The organism is Variovorax sp. AC103, from assembly GCF_979254005.1.
In genome coordinates this window covers 28,135-44,883 of sequence record NZ_CEEDFC010000012.1, presented here as the reverse complement: position 1 = coordinate 44,883, position 16,749 = coordinate 28,135, and the positions used below count along the sequence as shown (strand labels likewise).

General features: G+C 68.4%; 13 protein-coding genes. 8 read left to right on the top strand and 5 right to left on the bottom strand.

Features of this window, described 5'->3' with window-relative positions:
* The first annotated feature begins 162 nt into the window (after positions 1-162).
* Together AC0IYU_RS18345 and AC0IYU_RS18340 are read left to right on the top strand one after the other, a co-directional pair.
* Positions 163-894, top strand: a complete 732-nt coding sequence (locus AC0IYU_RS18345; RefSeq protein WP_472119782.1) for an AraC family transcriptional regulator — start codon at positions 163-165, stop codon at positions 892-894.
* A 159-nt stretch (positions 895-1,053) separates the two neighbouring features.
* Positions 1,054-2,094, top strand: coding sequence for a catalase family peroxidase (locus AC0IYU_RS18340; protein ID WP_472119779.1), 1,041 nt, complete (start codon positions 1,054-1,056; stop codon positions 2,092-2,094).
* Between the two features lie 152 nt (positions 2,095-2,246).
* Here the strand turns inward: AC0IYU_RS18340 and AC0IYU_RS18335 are convergent, their stop codons facing one another.
* Genes AC0IYU_RS18335 through AC0IYU_RS18325 form a run of 3 tightly spaced genes read right to left on the bottom strand, consistent with a single transcriptional unit; the run spans position 2,247 to position 6,767 of the window.
* On the bottom strand, positions 2,247-3,842 hold the full coding sequence (locus tag AC0IYU_RS18335) for an MFS transporter (protein ID WP_472119776.1): 1,596 nt from the start codon (positions 3,840-3,842) through the stop codon (positions 2,247-2,249).
* A gap of 13 nt (positions 3,843-3,855) precedes the next feature.
* On the bottom strand, positions 3,856-5,247 hold the full coding sequence (locus AC0IYU_RS18330; RefSeq protein WP_472120123.1) for an EmrA/EmrK family multidrug efflux transporter periplasmic adaptor subunit: 1,392 nt from the start codon (positions 5,245-5,247) through the stop codon (positions 3,856-3,858).
* A 29-nt stretch (positions 5,248-5,276) separates the two neighbouring features.
* On the bottom strand, positions 5,277-6,767 hold the full coding sequence (locus AC0IYU_RS18325; RefSeq protein ID WP_472119774.1) for an efflux transporter outer membrane subunit: 1,491 nt from the start codon (positions 6,765-6,767) through the stop codon (positions 5,277-5,279).
* A 320-nt stretch (positions 6,768-7,087) separates the two neighbouring features.
* Here AC0IYU_RS18325 and AC0IYU_RS18320 point away from each other — a divergent pair, with 320 nt between their 5' ends.
* From AC0IYU_RS18320 to AC0IYU_RS18310, 3 genes are all read left to right on the top strand, one after another.
* The gene (locus tag AC0IYU_RS18320; protein ID WP_472119771.1) at positions 7,088-7,540 is read left to right on the top strand and encodes a cupin domain-containing protein; all 453 of its coding nucleotides are present in this window, start codon (positions 7,088-7,090) and stop codon (positions 7,538-7,540) included.
* 13 nt (positions 7,541-7,553) lie between these two features.
* Positions 7,554-8,009 carry a carboxymuconolactone decarboxylase family protein gene (locus tag AC0IYU_RS18315; protein ID WP_472119769.1) on the top strand — a complete coding sequence of 152 codons (456 nt, stop codon included), beginning with the start codon at positions 7,554-7,556 and terminating at the stop codon, positions 8,007-8,009.
* 154 nt (positions 8,010-8,163) lie between these two features.
* The gene (locus AC0IYU_RS18310) at positions 8,164-8,889 is read left to right on the top strand and encodes a helix-turn-helix domain-containing protein (RefSeq protein WP_472119766.1); all 726 of its coding nucleotides are present in this window, start codon (positions 8,164-8,166) and stop codon (positions 8,887-8,889) included.
* 58 nt (positions 8,890-8,947) lie between these two features.
* Here AC0IYU_RS18310 and AC0IYU_RS18305 read toward each other — a convergent pair whose 3' ends face one another.
* Complete coding sequence (locus AC0IYU_RS18305; protein WP_472119763.1) at positions 8,948-10,606, bottom strand: phospholipase D family protein; 1,659 nt, start codon at positions 10,604-10,606, stop codon at positions 8,948-8,950.
* Between the two features lie 122 nt (positions 10,607-10,728).
* Between AC0IYU_RS18305 and AC0IYU_RS18300 the strand changes: the two genes are divergently transcribed.
* The 3 genes from AC0IYU_RS18300 to hmpA all read left to right on the top strand — a co-directional run bounded on the left by AC0IYU_RS18300 (position 10,729) and on the right by hmpA (position 14,871).
* On the top strand, positions 10,729-11,805 hold the full coding sequence (locus tag AC0IYU_RS18300; protein ID WP_472119760.1) for an alpha/beta hydrolase: 1,077 nt from the start codon (positions 10,729-10,731) through the stop codon (positions 11,803-11,805).
* Between the two features lie 691 nt (positions 11,806-12,496).
* Positions 12,497-13,177 carry a hypothetical protein gene (locus AC0IYU_RS18295; RefSeq protein ID WP_472119757.1) on the top strand — a complete coding sequence of 227 codons (681 nt, stop codon included), beginning with the start codon at positions 12,497-12,499 and terminating at the stop codon, positions 13,175-13,177.
* A gap of 506 nt (positions 13,178-13,683) precedes the next feature.
* Positions 13,684-14,871, top strand: coding sequence for an NO-inducible flavohemoprotein (hmpA, locus tag AC0IYU_RS18290; RefSeq protein ID WP_472119754.1), 1,188 nt, complete (start codon positions 13,684-13,686; stop codon positions 14,869-14,871).
* An 11-nt stretch (positions 14,872-14,882) separates the two neighbouring features.
* Here the strand turns inward: hmpA and norR are convergent, their stop codons facing one another.
* The gene (gene norR, locus AC0IYU_RS18285) at positions 14,883-16,460 is read right to left on the bottom strand and encodes a nitric oxide reductase transcriptional regulator NorR (RefSeq protein WP_472119751.1); all 1,578 of its coding nucleotides are present in this window, start codon (positions 16,458-16,460) and stop codon (positions 14,883-14,885) included.
* Positions 16,461-16,749 lie beyond the last annotated feature (289 nt).

The window sequence follows — 16,749 nt, the reverse complement described above, 5'->3', positions numbered from 1 at the left end:
TGAAAGTAGCAATCCAGGAACAAAACTCAGCATGGCAGGACACCATCCCAGGCAGTGTCCTGCGGACAATGGCCACCGGGGACGTGCCGGGCCCGGTGCGCGACGCGCAGAACGTGCCTGTGATCCCAAGGCAGATTTCCATCCATTGCAGCGGTGATTTCCATGAACCTGGGTGCGTGCGACGGCGACGGCTATGTGATCCTTGTCAACCTGCTTGCGAGCTGGAACCTCACGTACAGGCGCCCGCTGCGTGTGGGGCCGGGGGAGCTTTTCATCTTGGACACCCGCATCGACGCAGACTTCGAGCGCCAGGGCGACGCGAAGCCGATGGCATTCCATTTTTCGCGGCGTGAGATGCGGCAATGGGTCCCCGACCCCGGCGTCATTGTGGGGAACGTCATCGGCGCGCAGTCTCCCTGGGCCAGCGCGCTGTGCAGCTACGTCGCAGGCATGGCGCAGCTGGCGCGCGACGGGACCTTGATGCCGCGTCACCTCGTGCCCGAGCATCTGGGCGCGTTGCTTGCGCTGGCGGCGCACGAACGCTCGATGCCGCGCCCCGAGGCGCCGGCGCGGGAAACGGACAAGTTCACGCAGATCCTGCAGGTGCTCGCGTCGCGCTGCACCGACCATGACCTCGACGTGTGCGCTGTGGCGGCAAGCTGTGCGGTGTCGCCGCGCACGCTGCACCGCGTGCTGGCACGCCACGGCGCGTCCTACGGCGAGCTGATCGTGCGCTGCCGCGTCGATCGTGCGAGCGCGATGCTCCGGGCGCGCCATCTCGGTCATCTGACCACGGCTGAGATCGGCTACCGGGCAGGATTTCGCGATCCGTCGAATTTCAGCAGGGCGATTCGCCAGCATCTGGGCGTGCGGCCCGCCGAACTGCGTGGCTGAACGGATCTGCGCCACGTCGACGGGCAACGGTCGCATCGCGCACGTTGGCACACAGCGACCCACACCGATTGCGGCATGGCAGGAACCACAGTCTGCGGCGGCACGTCGCAGAAAAGAATGGGACATCGCAATCGCGCGACATCCACCATAGGACCTGCCATGAGCGACCCAGACGACTACATCGAACAAGTGGGCGTGCGCGCTGCGCGGCTCAGCATCGTGGCTGCCTCCACCATTGCGGTGGTGCTTGCGGCCGCCACCCCCTTGCCCACTGCGGCGCAGCCGCAGACGGTGGTGCCAGGCCAGGCGCCGAAGGATCTGGTCGATGCGCTGCACGTGGCATTCGGCGAGCACCACGCGCGCGCGGTCCACGCCAAGGGCGTTCTCCTGGTTGGATCGTTCAGTCCCGACCCTGCCGCGCGGGCGTGGAGCCGGGCGTCCCTCTTCGCCGGCGGGGCGCTGCCGGTGACGGCCCGCTTCTCGGACTTCACCGGAATCCCGGATATTTCCGACGCGATTCCGGAGGCCAACCCACGGGGCTTCGCGTTCAAGGTCAAGGCGGCCGACGGCGAAGCCTTCGACGTGGTGACCCACAGCTTCAACGGTTTCCCGGTGGCGACCTCGGACGAGTTCGCCGCCTTCCTTCGCAGCATCGGTGCAAGCGGGCCCGACGCACCACACCCCACCGCCATCGAGCAGTTCCTCGAGGCGCACCCCATCGCCAAGGCGTTCGTCACCTCGCAGAAACCGCCGCCGGCTTCTTTCGCGACGGCAGCGTACTACGGCGTGAACGCGTTCAAGTTCACGAATGCAGGCGGGGTGGCGCAGCACGTGCGCTATCGGTTCGTGCCGTTGGCGGGCGAGCACTACCTGGGCGCCGACGAAGCGAAGGCAAAGGGTGCCGACTACCTGCGGGACGAGCTGCCTGGCCGCTTGCGGGCGGAAGCGCTCAAGTTAGACTGGTACGCGCAGGTCGCAGCCGCAGGCGACAAGATCGACGACCCCTCCGTCGCCTGGCCGGAGACCCGCAAATTGGTGCGCCTGGGAACGCTCACCTTGACCGCCATCGCGCAAGACCCCGCACTCGACAAGCAGACCTTGTTCCTGCCCGGTCAGGCACACGCGGGGATCGAAAGCGCCGACCCGATGCTGACGCTGCGCAATGCCGCGTATCCGATCTCCTTCGGGGCGCGACAGTAGCGCAGCGGGCGCCAAGCGCTGGGTCTGGCTGCATGTGGTGGCCTCGCGGCCAAGCGGCTTCTTGCGTCCAGGCTAGCGCCAGGACCCACGTTCTGGACACCGGCTCCAGTGCGCACCGCCTCGCCCGGCTGATCCCACCGAGGCATCGCCGTTCAGCGACGCGTCGCACGGCGCGCGCAGCAGTAGCGCACGCCACGTTCCCCGAGCGCCACCAGGAGGCACACGCCCGCCGCCACTGCGATGATGCGGAAGTAGTCGAGCGAGGCCATGAAGTTCGCTTGCTGCGACAGGAGGGCGTTGACCGTGGCCACTGCCATCTGCGCGGCGGCTTGCGGGTCTTGCGTGACGGCGAAGCGTTGCGACAAGAGGCGCAGCGTGTCCTGCAGGGCCACATTCTGGGAGGTGAGTGCCTCGCCGACCTGCACGTAGTGCTGCGCGGTGCGCCATTGCATGAACAGCGTGGTCGCGCAGGTGCCGGCGGCCACGCCAAACTGTGCCAGCACGTTCTTCACCTGGTTCGCATGCGAAAACACCGTCTCGTCGCGCTGCAGGTCCCTGAAAGTCTGCACCGCCGTGGTCGACAGCACCGCGATGATGAAGGCGCCGTTGCACAGCAGCGCTGGCAGCAAGTCGGAGCTGGTGTCGGCCGTCTCGCTCAATCCGCCGAGCAGCACGCCCGCGGCCCCGAGCAGCGAAAAGCCCAGCACGTAGTAGCGCGTGGGCCCCTGGTGGCGAACCACCAGCCGCGCCAGTGCAATCCACACCACGACGCCGCCGAGCGCGCCCATTGCCACGTAGCGCGCGATCGCTTCCAGCGGCAGATTGAGCCCGCGCATCAGCAGCAGCGGCACCGCGGTATTGTTGCCCCCGAGCAACGCGTAGCAGGTGCCGAAGGCGGCCAGACCCAGGAGGTAGCGGCGCTGCGACATCTCGTGCAGGCGGATGGCCGGCAACTCGCTGCGCAGCACCAGCCATACCGCAAGCACCAGCACCGGCAGGCCGACGGCCAGGTACAGATAGAGCGACACCCGATGCGAGAAAAAATCGAACGCGCTGCGCTGGAGCGCAAACAGGAGCAGCGCGCTGCCCCCTGCCAACGTCGCCAGCCCGCGCGCGTCGAACGGTGAGCGCCTCGGCAGCGGCTCGCCGGGCAGGCACAGTTCGCCGAGCAGCGCAATGAGCGCCGCAGGCACCAACTGCGCCACGAAAGCGAGCCGCCAGTCTTGCAGGGAGAGCGCAGTCGCGGCCAGCAGTGGCCCGCACACGCCACCCCAGGCGATACCCGAGGCGAAGAACTTCACCCCCGTGAAGCGCCGGGGCGACGGGGGAATGAAGTTCACCAGCACACGCCCCGCCGTGAAAAACGAGGCGCATCCCATGGCGGCGAGGAGGCGCCCGGCCGTGAACACGCCCAGCGTGTCACTGATGGCGCACACCATGGCGCCGCTGGCGAACAGCAGGCTGTTCGCGCGCATGAAGCTGCGCCACCCCATGCGCTCCACCAGCCAGCGGTGGTTGAAGATCATGCCGATGGCCGTCACCGCGTAGAAAGTGGCGACCAGGCTGTACTCCTCGGGGCTCGCGCCGAGATCGCCCATGATCGGCCCGGCGTTGAACGCATACACGCCCGTCTGCAGGAAGTCGCTGAAGGGCAGCACGCCGATGAGCAGCAGCAAGGCGAACCGCTGGGCGCGCGATGAAGGGCCTGCCGATGCAGACACTGCGTTCGAGACGGCGACGGCTGACATGATGGGGATGCCCTCAGGGCGACGCCCGCGCGCTCACTCGATCGACGCCCATGCGCCGCAGTGCCGGGCTCGCGCTGGTGCCGGCTGGCACCGATGGCAGCGCGCCGGCCATCGGCATTGCCGCGCCCGCCGCAGGTTGGGCGATCGCAGCCAGGTTTTCTCCGATGATGCGTCGCACGGCCTCGTCGGCGGCGTGGTCGTCGCCGTCGAACACGGTCGTGACGGCCGCCGTCGGTTGTGGCGGCATGCCGGGCCGTGGCCTGCCACTGGGGCGCTGGTCAGCGGACACCGCCACTGAGACCTCCACCGACATGCCGATGCGCAAGGGGTGCGCGGCCACCTCGCGCGGGTCAAGCAGGATCCGCACCGGCACGCGCTGCACTACCTTGATCCAGTTGCCGGTGGCGTTCTGCGCGGGCAGCAGCGCAAAGGCCGCGCCAGTGCCCGCGCCCAGCCCGGCGACCGTGCCGTGATAGCGGACCTCCCCGCCATACAGGTCGGACACCAGCGTGGCTTCCTGCCCGAGGCGCAACTGGCGCAGTTGAGCTTCCTTGAAGTTGGCGTCGACCCAGATGCCGTCGAGCGGCACCACGGTCATCAGCCCGGCACCGGCCTGCACGCGTTGGCCGACTTGCACGCTGCGCCGCGCCACGAAGCCATCCACCGGCGCGTGCACGTCGGCCCGGCGCAGCGCGAGGTAGGCCTCGCGCACCCGGGCCGATGCCCGCAGCACGTTGGGATGCCGCTCCACGCTCGTGCGGTCTGTCAGCGACAGGTTGGCGGCCAGTTGCGCTTGCGCCGCGCGTGCGCCGGCGCGGGTCGAGGCGAGTGCGCTGCGCGCCGAGGCCAATTGCGTGGCTGCGTGCTCGAACTCCTCGCGCCCCACCGCGCCATCCTGCACGAGTACTTCACGACGGTGCATGTCGCGTTGCGCGCGAGCGAGCTCGGTTTCCAGCCGCCCCACCTCGGCCTGACGCACGGCGATTTGCGCGCCCAGCACCTCATTGTTGGCATAGAGCGTGCGCACCTCGCGCACCGTCTGGGCCAGTTGCGACTCGGCCTGGTCGAGCGCCATGCGGGCGTCCGACGGGTCGAGGCGCACCAGGGGCTGGCCGGCGTGCACGAAGTCGGTGTCGTCGGCGCGTACCGCCACGACGGTGCCCCCGGTCTGCGGCGTGACCTGGATGACGTTGCCCTGCACGTAGGCGTTGTCGGTGCTGACTGTGGACGCGGGGCCCAGCATGCGGTAGGCCACATAGCCGAGCGCCAGCACTAGCGCGCAGGCCGTGACGGCCAAGCCGGGCATGCTGCGCGGCGCATTCGGTGCGGTTTGCGCGTGCGGCACCGCGGGACTTGCTTGCGGCGCCAAGGCAGCGCCGTCATGGGATGTCGGGTCGGAGGGCATGCTGTTCATGGCGGTTTCCAGGGTGAGCGTCACTGCGGCGTAGCGGTCGCGGCCGCCGTCGTTGCGCTGCCGCCGATGGTGGCCGCCACGGAGGCCGGCGCCTCGCTGGTGTGCAAGCCCGCTGCATAGCCTCCACCGAGTGCGCGCATCAGCTCGGCCTGGCTATCGAGCGCACGCGCGCCCAGTTCGGCAGCCGCGCGGCGCTGCGCGAGCACGCCTGTCTCGGCACTGAGCACGACCAGGTACGAGCCCAGGCCAGCTTCGTAGCGTTCGACCGCCAGCCTGTACGCGCGCTCGGCGAACGCTTGTGCGCGGATCTGGTCCTGTTGCTGGCGCGCGATCGATTGCAGCGCGCTGATCTGGTCGGCTGCGTCCTGTACCGCCGCCAGCACTACGCCGTTGTAGGCTGCGATGGACGCGTCGAGGTCCGCTGCCTTGGCGCGCTGGCTGGCGCGCAGCCGGCCGGCATCGAAGATTGGCAGGCGGATGGCAGGGCCGATCCCCATGGCGCGGCTGCCGTTGTCGAACAGGCGATCCAGCCCCAGTGCGTTGTAGCCCGCAAAGGCCACGAGGTTGACACTGGGGTAGAAATCGGCGCGCGCTTCGTCCAGCTCGCGCGTGGCCACCTCGGCGCGCCGGCGAGCCGCATCGATGTCGGCGCGTCGGCCCAGCAGATCGGCCGGCACGCTCACGGGCAGGGGTTGGGGCTGCAGATGGCCGATGCGCGGCTGCAGCGCAGCGAGCGCCTCGGGGGGTTGCACCGTCAATGCGGCCAACGCGTGGCGGCGTGCGGCGATCTGCTCGTCGAGCGCCTCCAGCGACTGCCGGGTGTCCGGCACGGCGCCTGCGGCCTGTTGCAGCTCCACCGAGGTGTCGAGTCCGGCGTCGGTGCGGCGGCGCACCAGCGCCAGCACCTGGGCGCGCTGCGCCAGCGAGCGCTCGGCCACCTCCCGCAGCGACAGCAGGCGGGCCAATTGCACGTAGGTTCGCACCACCTGTGTCGAGACCAGCAGGCGCGCCATGGCGGCATCCGCCTGCGCCGCTTGCGCCGTGCCCAGTGCGGCGTCCAGCGCGGCGCGGTTGCGTCCGAAGAAGTCGAGCTCCCAGTTGACCGCGAGCTGCGCGGTCGCCAGGTTCTGCCGCGTGCCTCCGATGCTCGGCGGGAACAGCGCATGCTCGGGAAAGCGCTGGCGGGTGTCGTCGAAACGTGCCGTCACCTGCGGCCAGTCTTGCGCATCGATGCGCTGCGCGATCGCCTTGGCGCGCTGTAGCCGGGCAGCGGCGATGCCGAGCGACGGGTTGTCCTGCAAGCCTTTGTCCACCAGTGCGTCGAGCTCGGGTCGCCCGAACTGATGCCACCAGGCCGGGTCGACGGGTGCGGCAATGGCGTCGGTGCGCAACGCCAGCGTGTGGGCGTCGAGCCGTGCCGGCGGCGGCGCAAGGTGGGCGGGCAGGGCGCAGCCTGAAAGGCCCGCCCCCACCACAGCCGCCGTGGCCAGCGCCACGCGAAGGTGTCTCATCACGTAATGGCGCTCAACGAACCGGCTCGGCAGGGCCGAGCGATGCGGGCCGTGCGCGCGGCACGCGCGGTACCCGTGGTAGGTGCGAAAGGAAATGTGTTCATCGAGCACCTCGTCAGCTGTGGGGACATGCCGATGGTCGGGCAGCCGCCGCGCGGGTTCTGTCACGGATCACGTGGCTTTGGACGAAATCGATCATGGGACGCACGCCGCCATTTGCTGCCCGAAGGCGGCCAAACACGCCCGCTTCATGCCATCGCGCGCTCGTGCTTCGCGCCACGATAACGGCCTGTCCCATCACCCCTCCCCGGAGAAATTCCATGTCCTGTTTCAGAACCTCACCCTTCTCGCGGCCCAAGGCTGTGGCCATCGCCGTGTGCCTGGCCGGCGCGGGCGCGTTGCTGTGTCACGCGCCACGCGCGACTGCCCACGAGGCCGTCGAGGAGACGGCCTCTTTGAAATTCACGCAGGCGCTGCCGAACGCGCCGGGCAAGAGCTTGAGCACGCTCATCGTGGACTTTGCGCCCGGCGCCAAAGCGCGCCCGCACCGCCATGGAGATGCCTTCGTGTATGCGTATGTGCTGAAGGGGGCAGTGCGCAGCGCGCTGGACGACGGGCCCCCCACCACCTACCGCGCGGGCGACGACTGGTTCGAGCCGCCCGGCGCGCGCCATCCCCTCACGCAGAACGCCAGCCGCACCCAGACCGCGCGGCTGCTCGTGGTGTTCGTCGCGAACACCGGTGATGCATTGAAGACCCCCGACCATCCCTGAAAGGACATCCGCCATGAACCAACGACTGGATCACCAAGCCATCGCCCCCGAGGGCATGCGCGCCCTGGGCGGCTTGTACATGTATGTGCACAAGTCGGGCCTGTCTCCTGCACTGATCGACCTGGTGTACCTGCGCGTGTCGCAGATCAACGGATGTGCGTACTGCATCGCGTCGCACTCGCGCGACCTGATGAAGGCCGGCGTGCCGCCGTCGACCTTGCTGATGCTCGCGGCCTGGCGCGAAGCTGGCACCCTGTTCTCCGCGCGCGAGCGCGCCGCGCTGCAATGGGCCGAATCGCTCACGCTGGTGTCGCAGACGCATGCCGCCGACGCCGACTACCAGGCGCTGTCGGCCGAGTTCGACGAGCGCGAGCGCGTGGACCTCACGCTGGCAGTGGGCGTCATCAACGCCTACAACCGGCTGGCAATCGGTTTTCGCAAGACGCCCGAGATCGCAGTGCCTTCCTGACATCCCAAGCGCAGCGTCTCTGGCGTGGCACGCACAGACACGCAATGCTGCTTGCCATGGCGCATGCGCACCAAGCAAGACGTGCTGAAGCCATGACACTGGATGCCACAGCCTCGGACCTCGAGGCGCTGGTTCAACCCCATCCAGAACGATCATGACCCTCTTGGATCACGCAACGCCCCATGCGACGACGCTCACTCGCTCGATGCGGCCGCATGTCGAACTGCCCGCGCCGGCGCACGGTTGCATGCGGCTGGAGCTCGGCGATGCGGCCGGCCTTGATGTATGGCTTTGGGAAGAGGACGAATTCCTGAGAGAAGGCCGCACCCACGTCGGCGGTGTCCATGTCGTCCTGAGCGGTCCCCGCGCACAGGCCTCGCAGGGCCATGGTGCGCCTGGCGCCACGCCCTCTGTCGACGCACAGGCGCTGCGCGCCAGCCTGGCCGCGGGCACGGCGCGCCTGCTGCTGCGGCCCGCGAGTGAAACGCCGACCACGGGGCGGCCTCTCCCCGCTGCGGAGCCCGCTGCGACCTCCGCACCTTCGTTTCGGGGGGGATTGCCGCCCGGTGCCCTGCGCCGCGTGCGCGACTTCGTGGCGCAGCGCATGGCAGAAAGGATCGAACTCTGCCAGTTGGCGCAGATCGCTGGCCTCTCGGTGTGCCACTTCTCGCGCGCCTTCAAGCAGAGCGTGGGCCTGCCGCCGCATCGCTATCTGATGCGCGAGCGCATCTCGGCGGCGGCGCTTCTCATCCGCACCACCGATCGGCCGCTGGTCGAGATTGCCCTCGAGGTGGGCTTCTCCGACCAAAGCCACTTCACGCGGTGCTTCTCCGACGTGATGGGCGACACGCCGCGCGACTACCGGCGCATGCACCGTTAGCGCCGGCCAGGACTGATGTCAGCGCCGGGCCGGACCTGTCTCTCGCCGCTGCCTCGATCTACAGCATCGACTCGGGCACCAGGGGCCCGAGCAGCTTCAGCACGAGTCGCTTCCACAGTGCCGTCTCCGGTTCCTCATCCAGCACCTGCTCGCCACCGTCGCGCTGTCCGTCATGCTCCGGGTTCCCGTGATCGCCGCCGCCGGACCGACGGTCCGCAAGGACTTCGCGAGGTGCCGACCACTGCAGGCCGGCGCTGCGCAGGCGCACTTCGTAGGCCGTTTCGCGCGTGATCAAGCTCACGAGCGCCAGCAGCTGGCCCGCCAGTTCGGGGCTGAAGGCAATCAGTCCCAACTCTGTGTTGTAGCGCTCCGAGCGCGGATCGAAGTTCAGCGATCCAAGGTACAGCGCGCGCCTGTCCACGACCACGGACTTGCCGTGCAGCCGACCACCCTCCGAGGCGAACCTTCCGCCGTGCCTGGCCAGGGCCATGCGCTGTGGACTGAGTTCGTAGAGCCGCACGCCGGCCGCCAGCAGCGCCGGGCGGTAGCGCTGGTAGCCAGCGTGCACAATCGACGCGTCGGTGCCGGCCAGCGAATTGGTGACCAGGGTGTAGGCCACGCCGCGCGCGCGGAGCATGCGCACCGTGGCCATGCCGCCGTCGCCCGGCACCAAGTAGGGCGTGGTCTGCACTACCTCGTGACGGGCCGAGCGAATCAGGCGCCCCACGTTGAATCGCACGCCCTCGGGTACCTCGGTCGGCGCCGTCACTTCGCCGCGCGTCCAGTCGCTGCCGTGGGGCGGTCCCAGCGCTTTGCCCGGCGCGTCGCAATAGGCCTCGGCCTTCGCCCATGTGAGCGGCAGCCTGCCGTCATCAAGGTCAGCGGAAAGGGGGCGGTTGCCGAGCAGGTCGGGCGCCTGCGGCATCGGCCCAGCCGGCGTGGCGCGCGCGGTCATCGTCTCGAAGCGCTCGCGCAGCCTTGGCGGCGCATCGCTGCGTGGCACGACGTCGGAAAGCGGGTAGACGTACGGACTGTCCCAGTACGCATCGAAAAAGCCGGCCAGTCGAGGGACGATGGCGCCCGCCACCAGCGCGTCGATGTCGATGAAATTGGACGTGGCGCCGGCCAGGAAGTATTCATCCGCGATGTTGCGCCCGCCCGCGATCGCCATCGAGGCGTCCGCGATGAACAACTTGTTGTGCATGCGGCGGTGCAGCCGCCCCATGTCGAACAGCGAGGCCAGCACGCGCGTGGTCATGTGCCCGCGCGCGGCGGGGAACGGATTGAAAAGGCGGATCTCGACGCGGGGTTCGGCCGCAAGCGCTTCCAGCAGCGCGTCGGAACCCGCCGTGTGCAGGTCGTCGAGCAACAGCCGCACACGCACGCCGCGGCGCGCGGCGTCGCGCAGCGCGCGCAGGAACATGCGACCGGTTTCGTCGTTCTGCACCAGGTAGTACTGCACGTCGAGGCTGCGCGTGGCGCGCCGGGCCAGCTCCAGGCGCGCATGCATGGAGAACGGCGGCGTGGGGAGCAGGCGAAAGCCGCTGAGGTGCGGCGCCGGCGCATTGTCGGCCGCTGTCTTCGCGAGAGGACTTTCGGGCAGGGGATTTGGCGCGACGGACCACTGGCTCGGCGTGGGCGCCGGCAGGCGTGTGGAGGCCGGCACTCCCCACAGGAAGACCAGGATCGAGAGGGACCACCAGGGTGGGTGTGGCATGGCGGGGGTGGACGCGGCAGCCGCGCGCGAATGTGCGTTGCGGAATGGCTCGCGAACTTTGCGCCGTGCGGAATGCTGTGGCTAGGCAGCGCTTGCGCAAAGTAGCCGGAAACTGGCGGCACGTGGCCAAGGATCTGGTTTTGCGCAGGACGACTGCACAGCACGGAAAGCGCGCAGCGCGTCATGAGAAGGCCAGTCGCAGCGAGGGCATTCAAGCGTTTCGCTGGCTGAATGCCTACGCTGGCGTGCCATTCTTGGAGGACCTCCCGATGACGCCCGCACGCACATCCGTTGTTTTCATTCATGGTCTTTGGCTGCACGCCAGCAGCTGGCACCGCTGGGCCGACATGTTCCGGCTCGCTGGTTACGACACGCACACGCCCGGTTGGCCTGGCGAGCCCGAGACGGTGAGCATGTCGCGCGCGCACCCTGAGCTCGTGGCAGGTCGCAGCCTGGCTGAAGTGACCGCGCATTTCGCAGAACTGATGGCGCGTCTGCCGTCGCCACCGGTGGTGATCGGCCATTCGTTCGGTGGACTCATCGCGCAGAAGCTGCTCGGCGAAGGGCGCTGTCGGGCGGCGATCGCGATCGATCCGGCGCAGATCAAGGGGGTGTTCCGCCTGCCGCTCGCGCAATTGCGCGCCGGCCTGCCGGGGCTTGGCAACCCGATGAACGTCCATAGAGCGGTGGCACTGACCCAGGCGCAGTTCCGCTACGGCTTCGGCAATGTCCTGGAGCGGGCAGAGTCGGACGCACTGTTCGAACGGTGGTGCATCCCTTCGCCGGTCCGCGGATTGTTCGAGGTCGCGTTCGCGAACGTTACTGGGAACCCGGCCTCTCATGTGGCCACGGACAACGACACGCGCGGGCCGCTGCTGTTGATTTCCGGTACGCACGACCACACGGCGCCGGACGTGACCACGCTGGCGGCATTTCGCATGTACCGGCATTCGAAGGCGCTGACCGAGTTGCGGCAATTCGAAGGCAGGGGCCACTCACTCACGATAGACCACGGATGGCGCGATGTGGCAAGGGTCTGCCTGCGTTGGCTCGAGCGACAGGCCTTGGACAATGCAACGACCGAACAAAGGTTTTCAGAGGAAAAAATGGCAGCAGACATGGAGAGTCAGTTCGCTGTCCGGGCGCTTGTTTCGACCCTGCCTCGTGCCGCCGTCTGTCCGCGCCCGTCGAACCCCTAGAGGCTGACCCGAACGCACGGCACAGCAAGGTGGTCGGGTTATTTTTCGAATCTCACGTGCTCGATGTGATGCTCGCAGCAAGGGGGGGCAGTGCGGAGGGGCACGTTGCAGCACGCGCCCCCCCTGGCCTGCACCGACGGCGCTGGCGGTCGCTCGGCCAGATCGTCAGGGCACGATGCGCGTGCGCCGCCGCGTCCTTGCTGACCCGCCGACTCAACCGCCGCGCACGCGCGCAAAGCGCTCCCCCTCGCCTTGATTGTCCATCGCAGCGGTGTGTCGTCTGCCACTTAGCTACGGATACACCGCGCGTCGCGCTGTAACGAACCGCTTCGCGCCGCCGACGTTTGCCGTCAGGCTTCGCGCTGCGAAGCAAGCGGCCTTCAGTGGAAGCGCCAGCGCGATCGTGGCCCGCACGTGGCCGCGACGGGTCGTTTCGCAAGCTGCTGGCGCACGCGGACGTCTGCGAAGCGGCGACTTGCCACGCATGGCGGCGGGGTCCAGCGGGCTCTGCCTATCCCGACACGCAGCGTGACGCGATGGCACGTAGATCCGTCGAGAGGTCGAACTGTGCACATCGGCCGAATGGTCGGTCAACCCGTTTCGATGCACGAATTGGTCGAGCGGCGGCGGTTTCGTCAAAGAAAGCAAGAGGGCACGGACTGACGATGGAGCCCCATTCAAGGAGCATCCGATGAACCCTCGCCGCCAGCGCCAAGCAGTCATCGCCGTGACTGTCCCACGGCGCGCTTCTCGTACCAAGACACCTCGCACGGCGGTTGCAGCGGCGCGCGAGGCCCTTCCCTTCCTGGCTGCACTCGATGCCGAGGGTTTCACGTGCGATGCGTCTGCTTTCCCGGTGCATGCGCGCTTCGGACTGCTGTCAGAGGCGCGGCGCAGGAGCTTGGTCACGGTCGACCGGCTGCTGGCCCACGCCACCTCCCTGTGCGAGTTGTATGCAGCAGCCAAGTGGAGCGGCACTGACGTCTCATCGATACGGGACCTGTTTGCGCGGCACCTCGGCGAGCAGTACGCCCTTGTCGCGGCGGTTCTGGCGCGGGCCGAGGCGTTGGGACCGTTCGGGGCGGGGGCGTCCATGCGGCCTGCAGGCAGTGGCGTTCCGATGGCGGCGCGATCGGCCGGGCTCCTCGACGATGCCGCGCGACTGCGGCGGTTGCTCGAGGTGCATGAGCTCGGACGTTTCGAATTCGAGGCGATGCGGCGTCAGGCCACCATCGACGGCGACCGCGCGACCTACGATCTGGTGGTCGATGAGGTCGTGCGCACCAACGAACGCCAGAGCTGGCTGGTGGCTGAGCAACTCCTGCAACTTGGTAACCCCGGCGCGCGGCGCTGCAAGCGAGATCGGTCCTGAGCGCGTCCTCGGAACGCGTGGGCTGATCGAGACACCATCCACCATGGAGCTGGCTCAACCGCCGCGCCGCAGCGCCCAGGCAACCAGCCACACAGCCACACAGCCTCTTCGTTTGAATGCCCGACGTGTCGCAAGAGGGCTTCGGTCCCGCGCCCGTCGATACACCTTGGAGAGAAGTCGTGCGCAGGCGCCCAACCTCAGGCAAGCGCAGGATCGTACCGACGAGAAGCACGGACAGCCATGCGTGGGTTGGCATCGCGAAGCATCCTTCAAAGGATTCCGTGCGCCAGTATGGCTTGTCGATCGCTCGCGTAGTGCCGGCCGGTGACTAGAAAACATTGAACTGATACGTGTCACATCGACAGCGAATTGTCAAATTGACTCGATTTATTGCCTCTGTCAATTCGACTTGGTGTATGCAAGCTGTTGATTTCAAACAGTTTAGTTTCTGGCATGGCCGTTGCGAAGCAACCAGCATTCATCCAACGACACACACCGAGGTTTCCATGATCACTGCTGCCCAACGCGCCATCGTCGCTTCCACCGTACCCCTGCTTGAGCAGGGCGGCGAGGCCCTGACTACCCATTTCTACAAGATGCTGCTGGCCGAGCATCCCGAGGTTCGTCCCTTCTTCAACGAGACCCACCAAGCCAAGGGCGACCAGCCGCGCGCGCTGGCCAACGGTGTATTGATGTACGCGAAGAATATCGACCGGCTGGAGGCAATGGGCCCGCTGGCGACCCAGATCGTCAACAAGCACGTGGCGCTGCAGGTGATGCCCGAGCATTACCCGATCGTCGGCGGATGCCTGCTGCGCGCCATTCGCGACGTGCTGGGCGCCGAGGTGGCGACCGACGAGGTGATCGACGCCTGGGCCGCGGCCTACGGCCAGCTCGCCGACATCCTGATCGGCGCCGAGAAGCAGCTGTACGACGCGCAGGCCTCGGCACCCGGAGGCTGGCGCGGCGCGCGCGATTTCACGGTGGTGCGCAAGGTGGCTGAGAGCGCCGAGATCACCTCGTTCCACTTCGCGCCGGCCGATGGAGGCGCGCTGATGGATTTCGCGCCCGGCCAGTACATCGGCATGCTGCTGCGGGTGGACGGCAAGGACATTCGGCGCAACTACTCGCTGTCGGCCGCGCCCAACGGCAAGACCTACCGCATCAGCGTGAAGCGCGAGCCCGGCGGCGTGGCCTCGACCTGGCTGCACGAGCGCGTGCAGGTGGGCGACACGCTGCAGTTGCTGCCGCCCTCGGGTGAGTTCGTGCTGGCGGACAGCGACCGACCGGTTGTGCTCATCAGCGGCGGGGTGGGCATCACGCCGACGCTGGCGATGCTGGAGCAGGCGTTGGCCACCGATCGCGACGTGGTGTTTATCCATTGCGCGCGCAACGGCGAGGTGCACGCATTCCGCGAGCAGATCGAGGCGGCGGCAGCACGTCATCCGCGACTGCAGCGCTTCTATTGCTACGACGAGGTGAGCGACAAATCTGCGCCCGCGCCGCATGCGGTCGGCCGGCTCGACCTGGACCGGCTGAACGCATGGCTGCCCGCGCACACGCGCGACGTCGACGCCTACTTCCTCGGGCCCAAGCCCTTCATGCAGCAGGTGCGCCGCGGGCTGCGCAGCTGGGGCGTGCCAGACGCGCAGTCGCGCTTCGAGTTCTTCGGGCCAGCGTCGGCGCTGGAGTAGGCCGCCGCGGCTCAGCCGCGCGCGATGCCCAGGCGCTTCGCCATCCGCGCAAGGTTGGCTGGGTCGATGCGCAAGTCGCGCGCAGCAGCAGCCCACCGCTGGCCGTTCTGCGCGAGCGCCTGCAGCACCATGCGGCGCTCCAGGTCGCTCACGGCGTCGCGCAAACCGAGGCCTTGCGCCGGCATGGCGGCGGCCTGCGGCGCGGCAGCGTCTTGCGCGGCGCCGGCCGTGCTCAGGCCGAGGTGGCCCGTGCCCAGCCCGAGGTCCTCAGCGCCCAGCGTCAGGATGCGCGGCCTCTGCGCATGCCGGCCCAGCGCCTTGACTACGCTGCGCCCCAGCAGGTGCTCGAGCTCGCGCACGTTGCCGGGCCAGTCGTAGGCCAGCAGCGCGGCCTGCGCGCCGGCGTCGAGCCGCACCGCGCCCAGGCCCATGCGCGAGCGGGCCTCTTCCAGGAAGAAGCCGCCGATGGTCAGCACGTCTCGCCCGCGCTCGCGCAGCGGCGGCACCACCAGCGGATACACGCTGAGCCGGTGGTAGAAGTCAGCGCGCAGGCGGCCCGCGCGCACCTCGTCGGCCAGGTTGCGGTTGCTGGCCGCGATGACACGCACGTTCACGCGGTGCTCGCGATCGGAGCCCAGACGCTGCAGCTGGCCGCCCTGCAACACGCGCAGCAGCTTGGCCTGCACCTGCAGCGGCAGCTCGGCCACTTCGTCGAGGAACAGCGTGCCACCGTCGGCCAGTTCGAATTTGCCGCGCCGATCGCCCACCGCGCCGGTAAAGGCGCCGCGCACGTGGCCGAAAAGCTCGCTCTCCACCAGGTTGTCGGGCAGCGCTGCGCAGTTGATGCTGACCAGCGGGCGAGCGGCGCGCGCGGATGCGGCGTGCAGCGCCTGCGCCACCAACTCCTTGCCGGTGCCGGTCTCGCCCTGAATCAGCACGCACAGGTCGGTGGGGCCGGCCAACGCGACGTCCTTGAGCAGCCGCTTGTGCGCGGCGCTGTGGCCGACCATGTGGCGCGGCGCCTGGCTCGCAGCCCGCGCGTAGCTGTCGGCGCGCTGGCGTTCGTCTTCGGCGCGCGCGGCCAGGCCGTGCATGCGGGTGGCCAGCGCGACCGTGGCGGCGGCTAGGCTGGCAAATGCCTGCAACACGTCCAGCTCCACACGAGAGAAGCGCCCGATCTCCAGCGCGTCGAGCGTAAGCAGTCCCCAGGACCTGTCATCGACCCGCAGCGCGCAGCCTATGCAGTCGTGCACCGGCAAATGGCCCTGCACGCCGTCGACCAAGCCATCAAAGGGGTCGGGCAGGCCGCAGTCGGCCGCGAAGCGCACCGGGCCGGGTGCGTCGAGCAGCTGCGCAAAACGGGGATGCTCAGCCACCCGGAAGCGTCGGCCCAGTGTGTCGCCGGCCAGACCATTGACCGCCAGCGGCACCAGCGAGTCGCCGTCCAGGCGCAGCATGGCGGTGGCATCGCAGGGCAGAAGCACGCGCAGCGTCTCCAGCAGGCGCCGGTGGCGCTCGGCCTCAGGTAGGTCCTGAGCTAGGTCGGCCATCAGCGGCAGCAGGGCGGTGAGCAGGCTCGGCGGGTTCATAAGGCAGGTATTTTCGTCTTCGCGGGGTGATGCGCCTGGCTTGCACGCTCGCGACACCTCGGGATCCAGCGCGACACACGCGCCGATGTAATCTCGCGACAGCGGATGGCAGCGTTGCGGCTTCATCCGAAGCTCGCCAAGAAGGGGCGCATCATCATTGCTAGCGGCAGACCTTGGCGAAGCGCCAGATGTCATCGACCGATGCTTGTCGTGGGCTCGGGCGTCCTTCGGATCCCCAGCGCCACTTCCGGTGTTCTTTGCCATTAAAGTCTGTGGCAGGCTCGCTCGC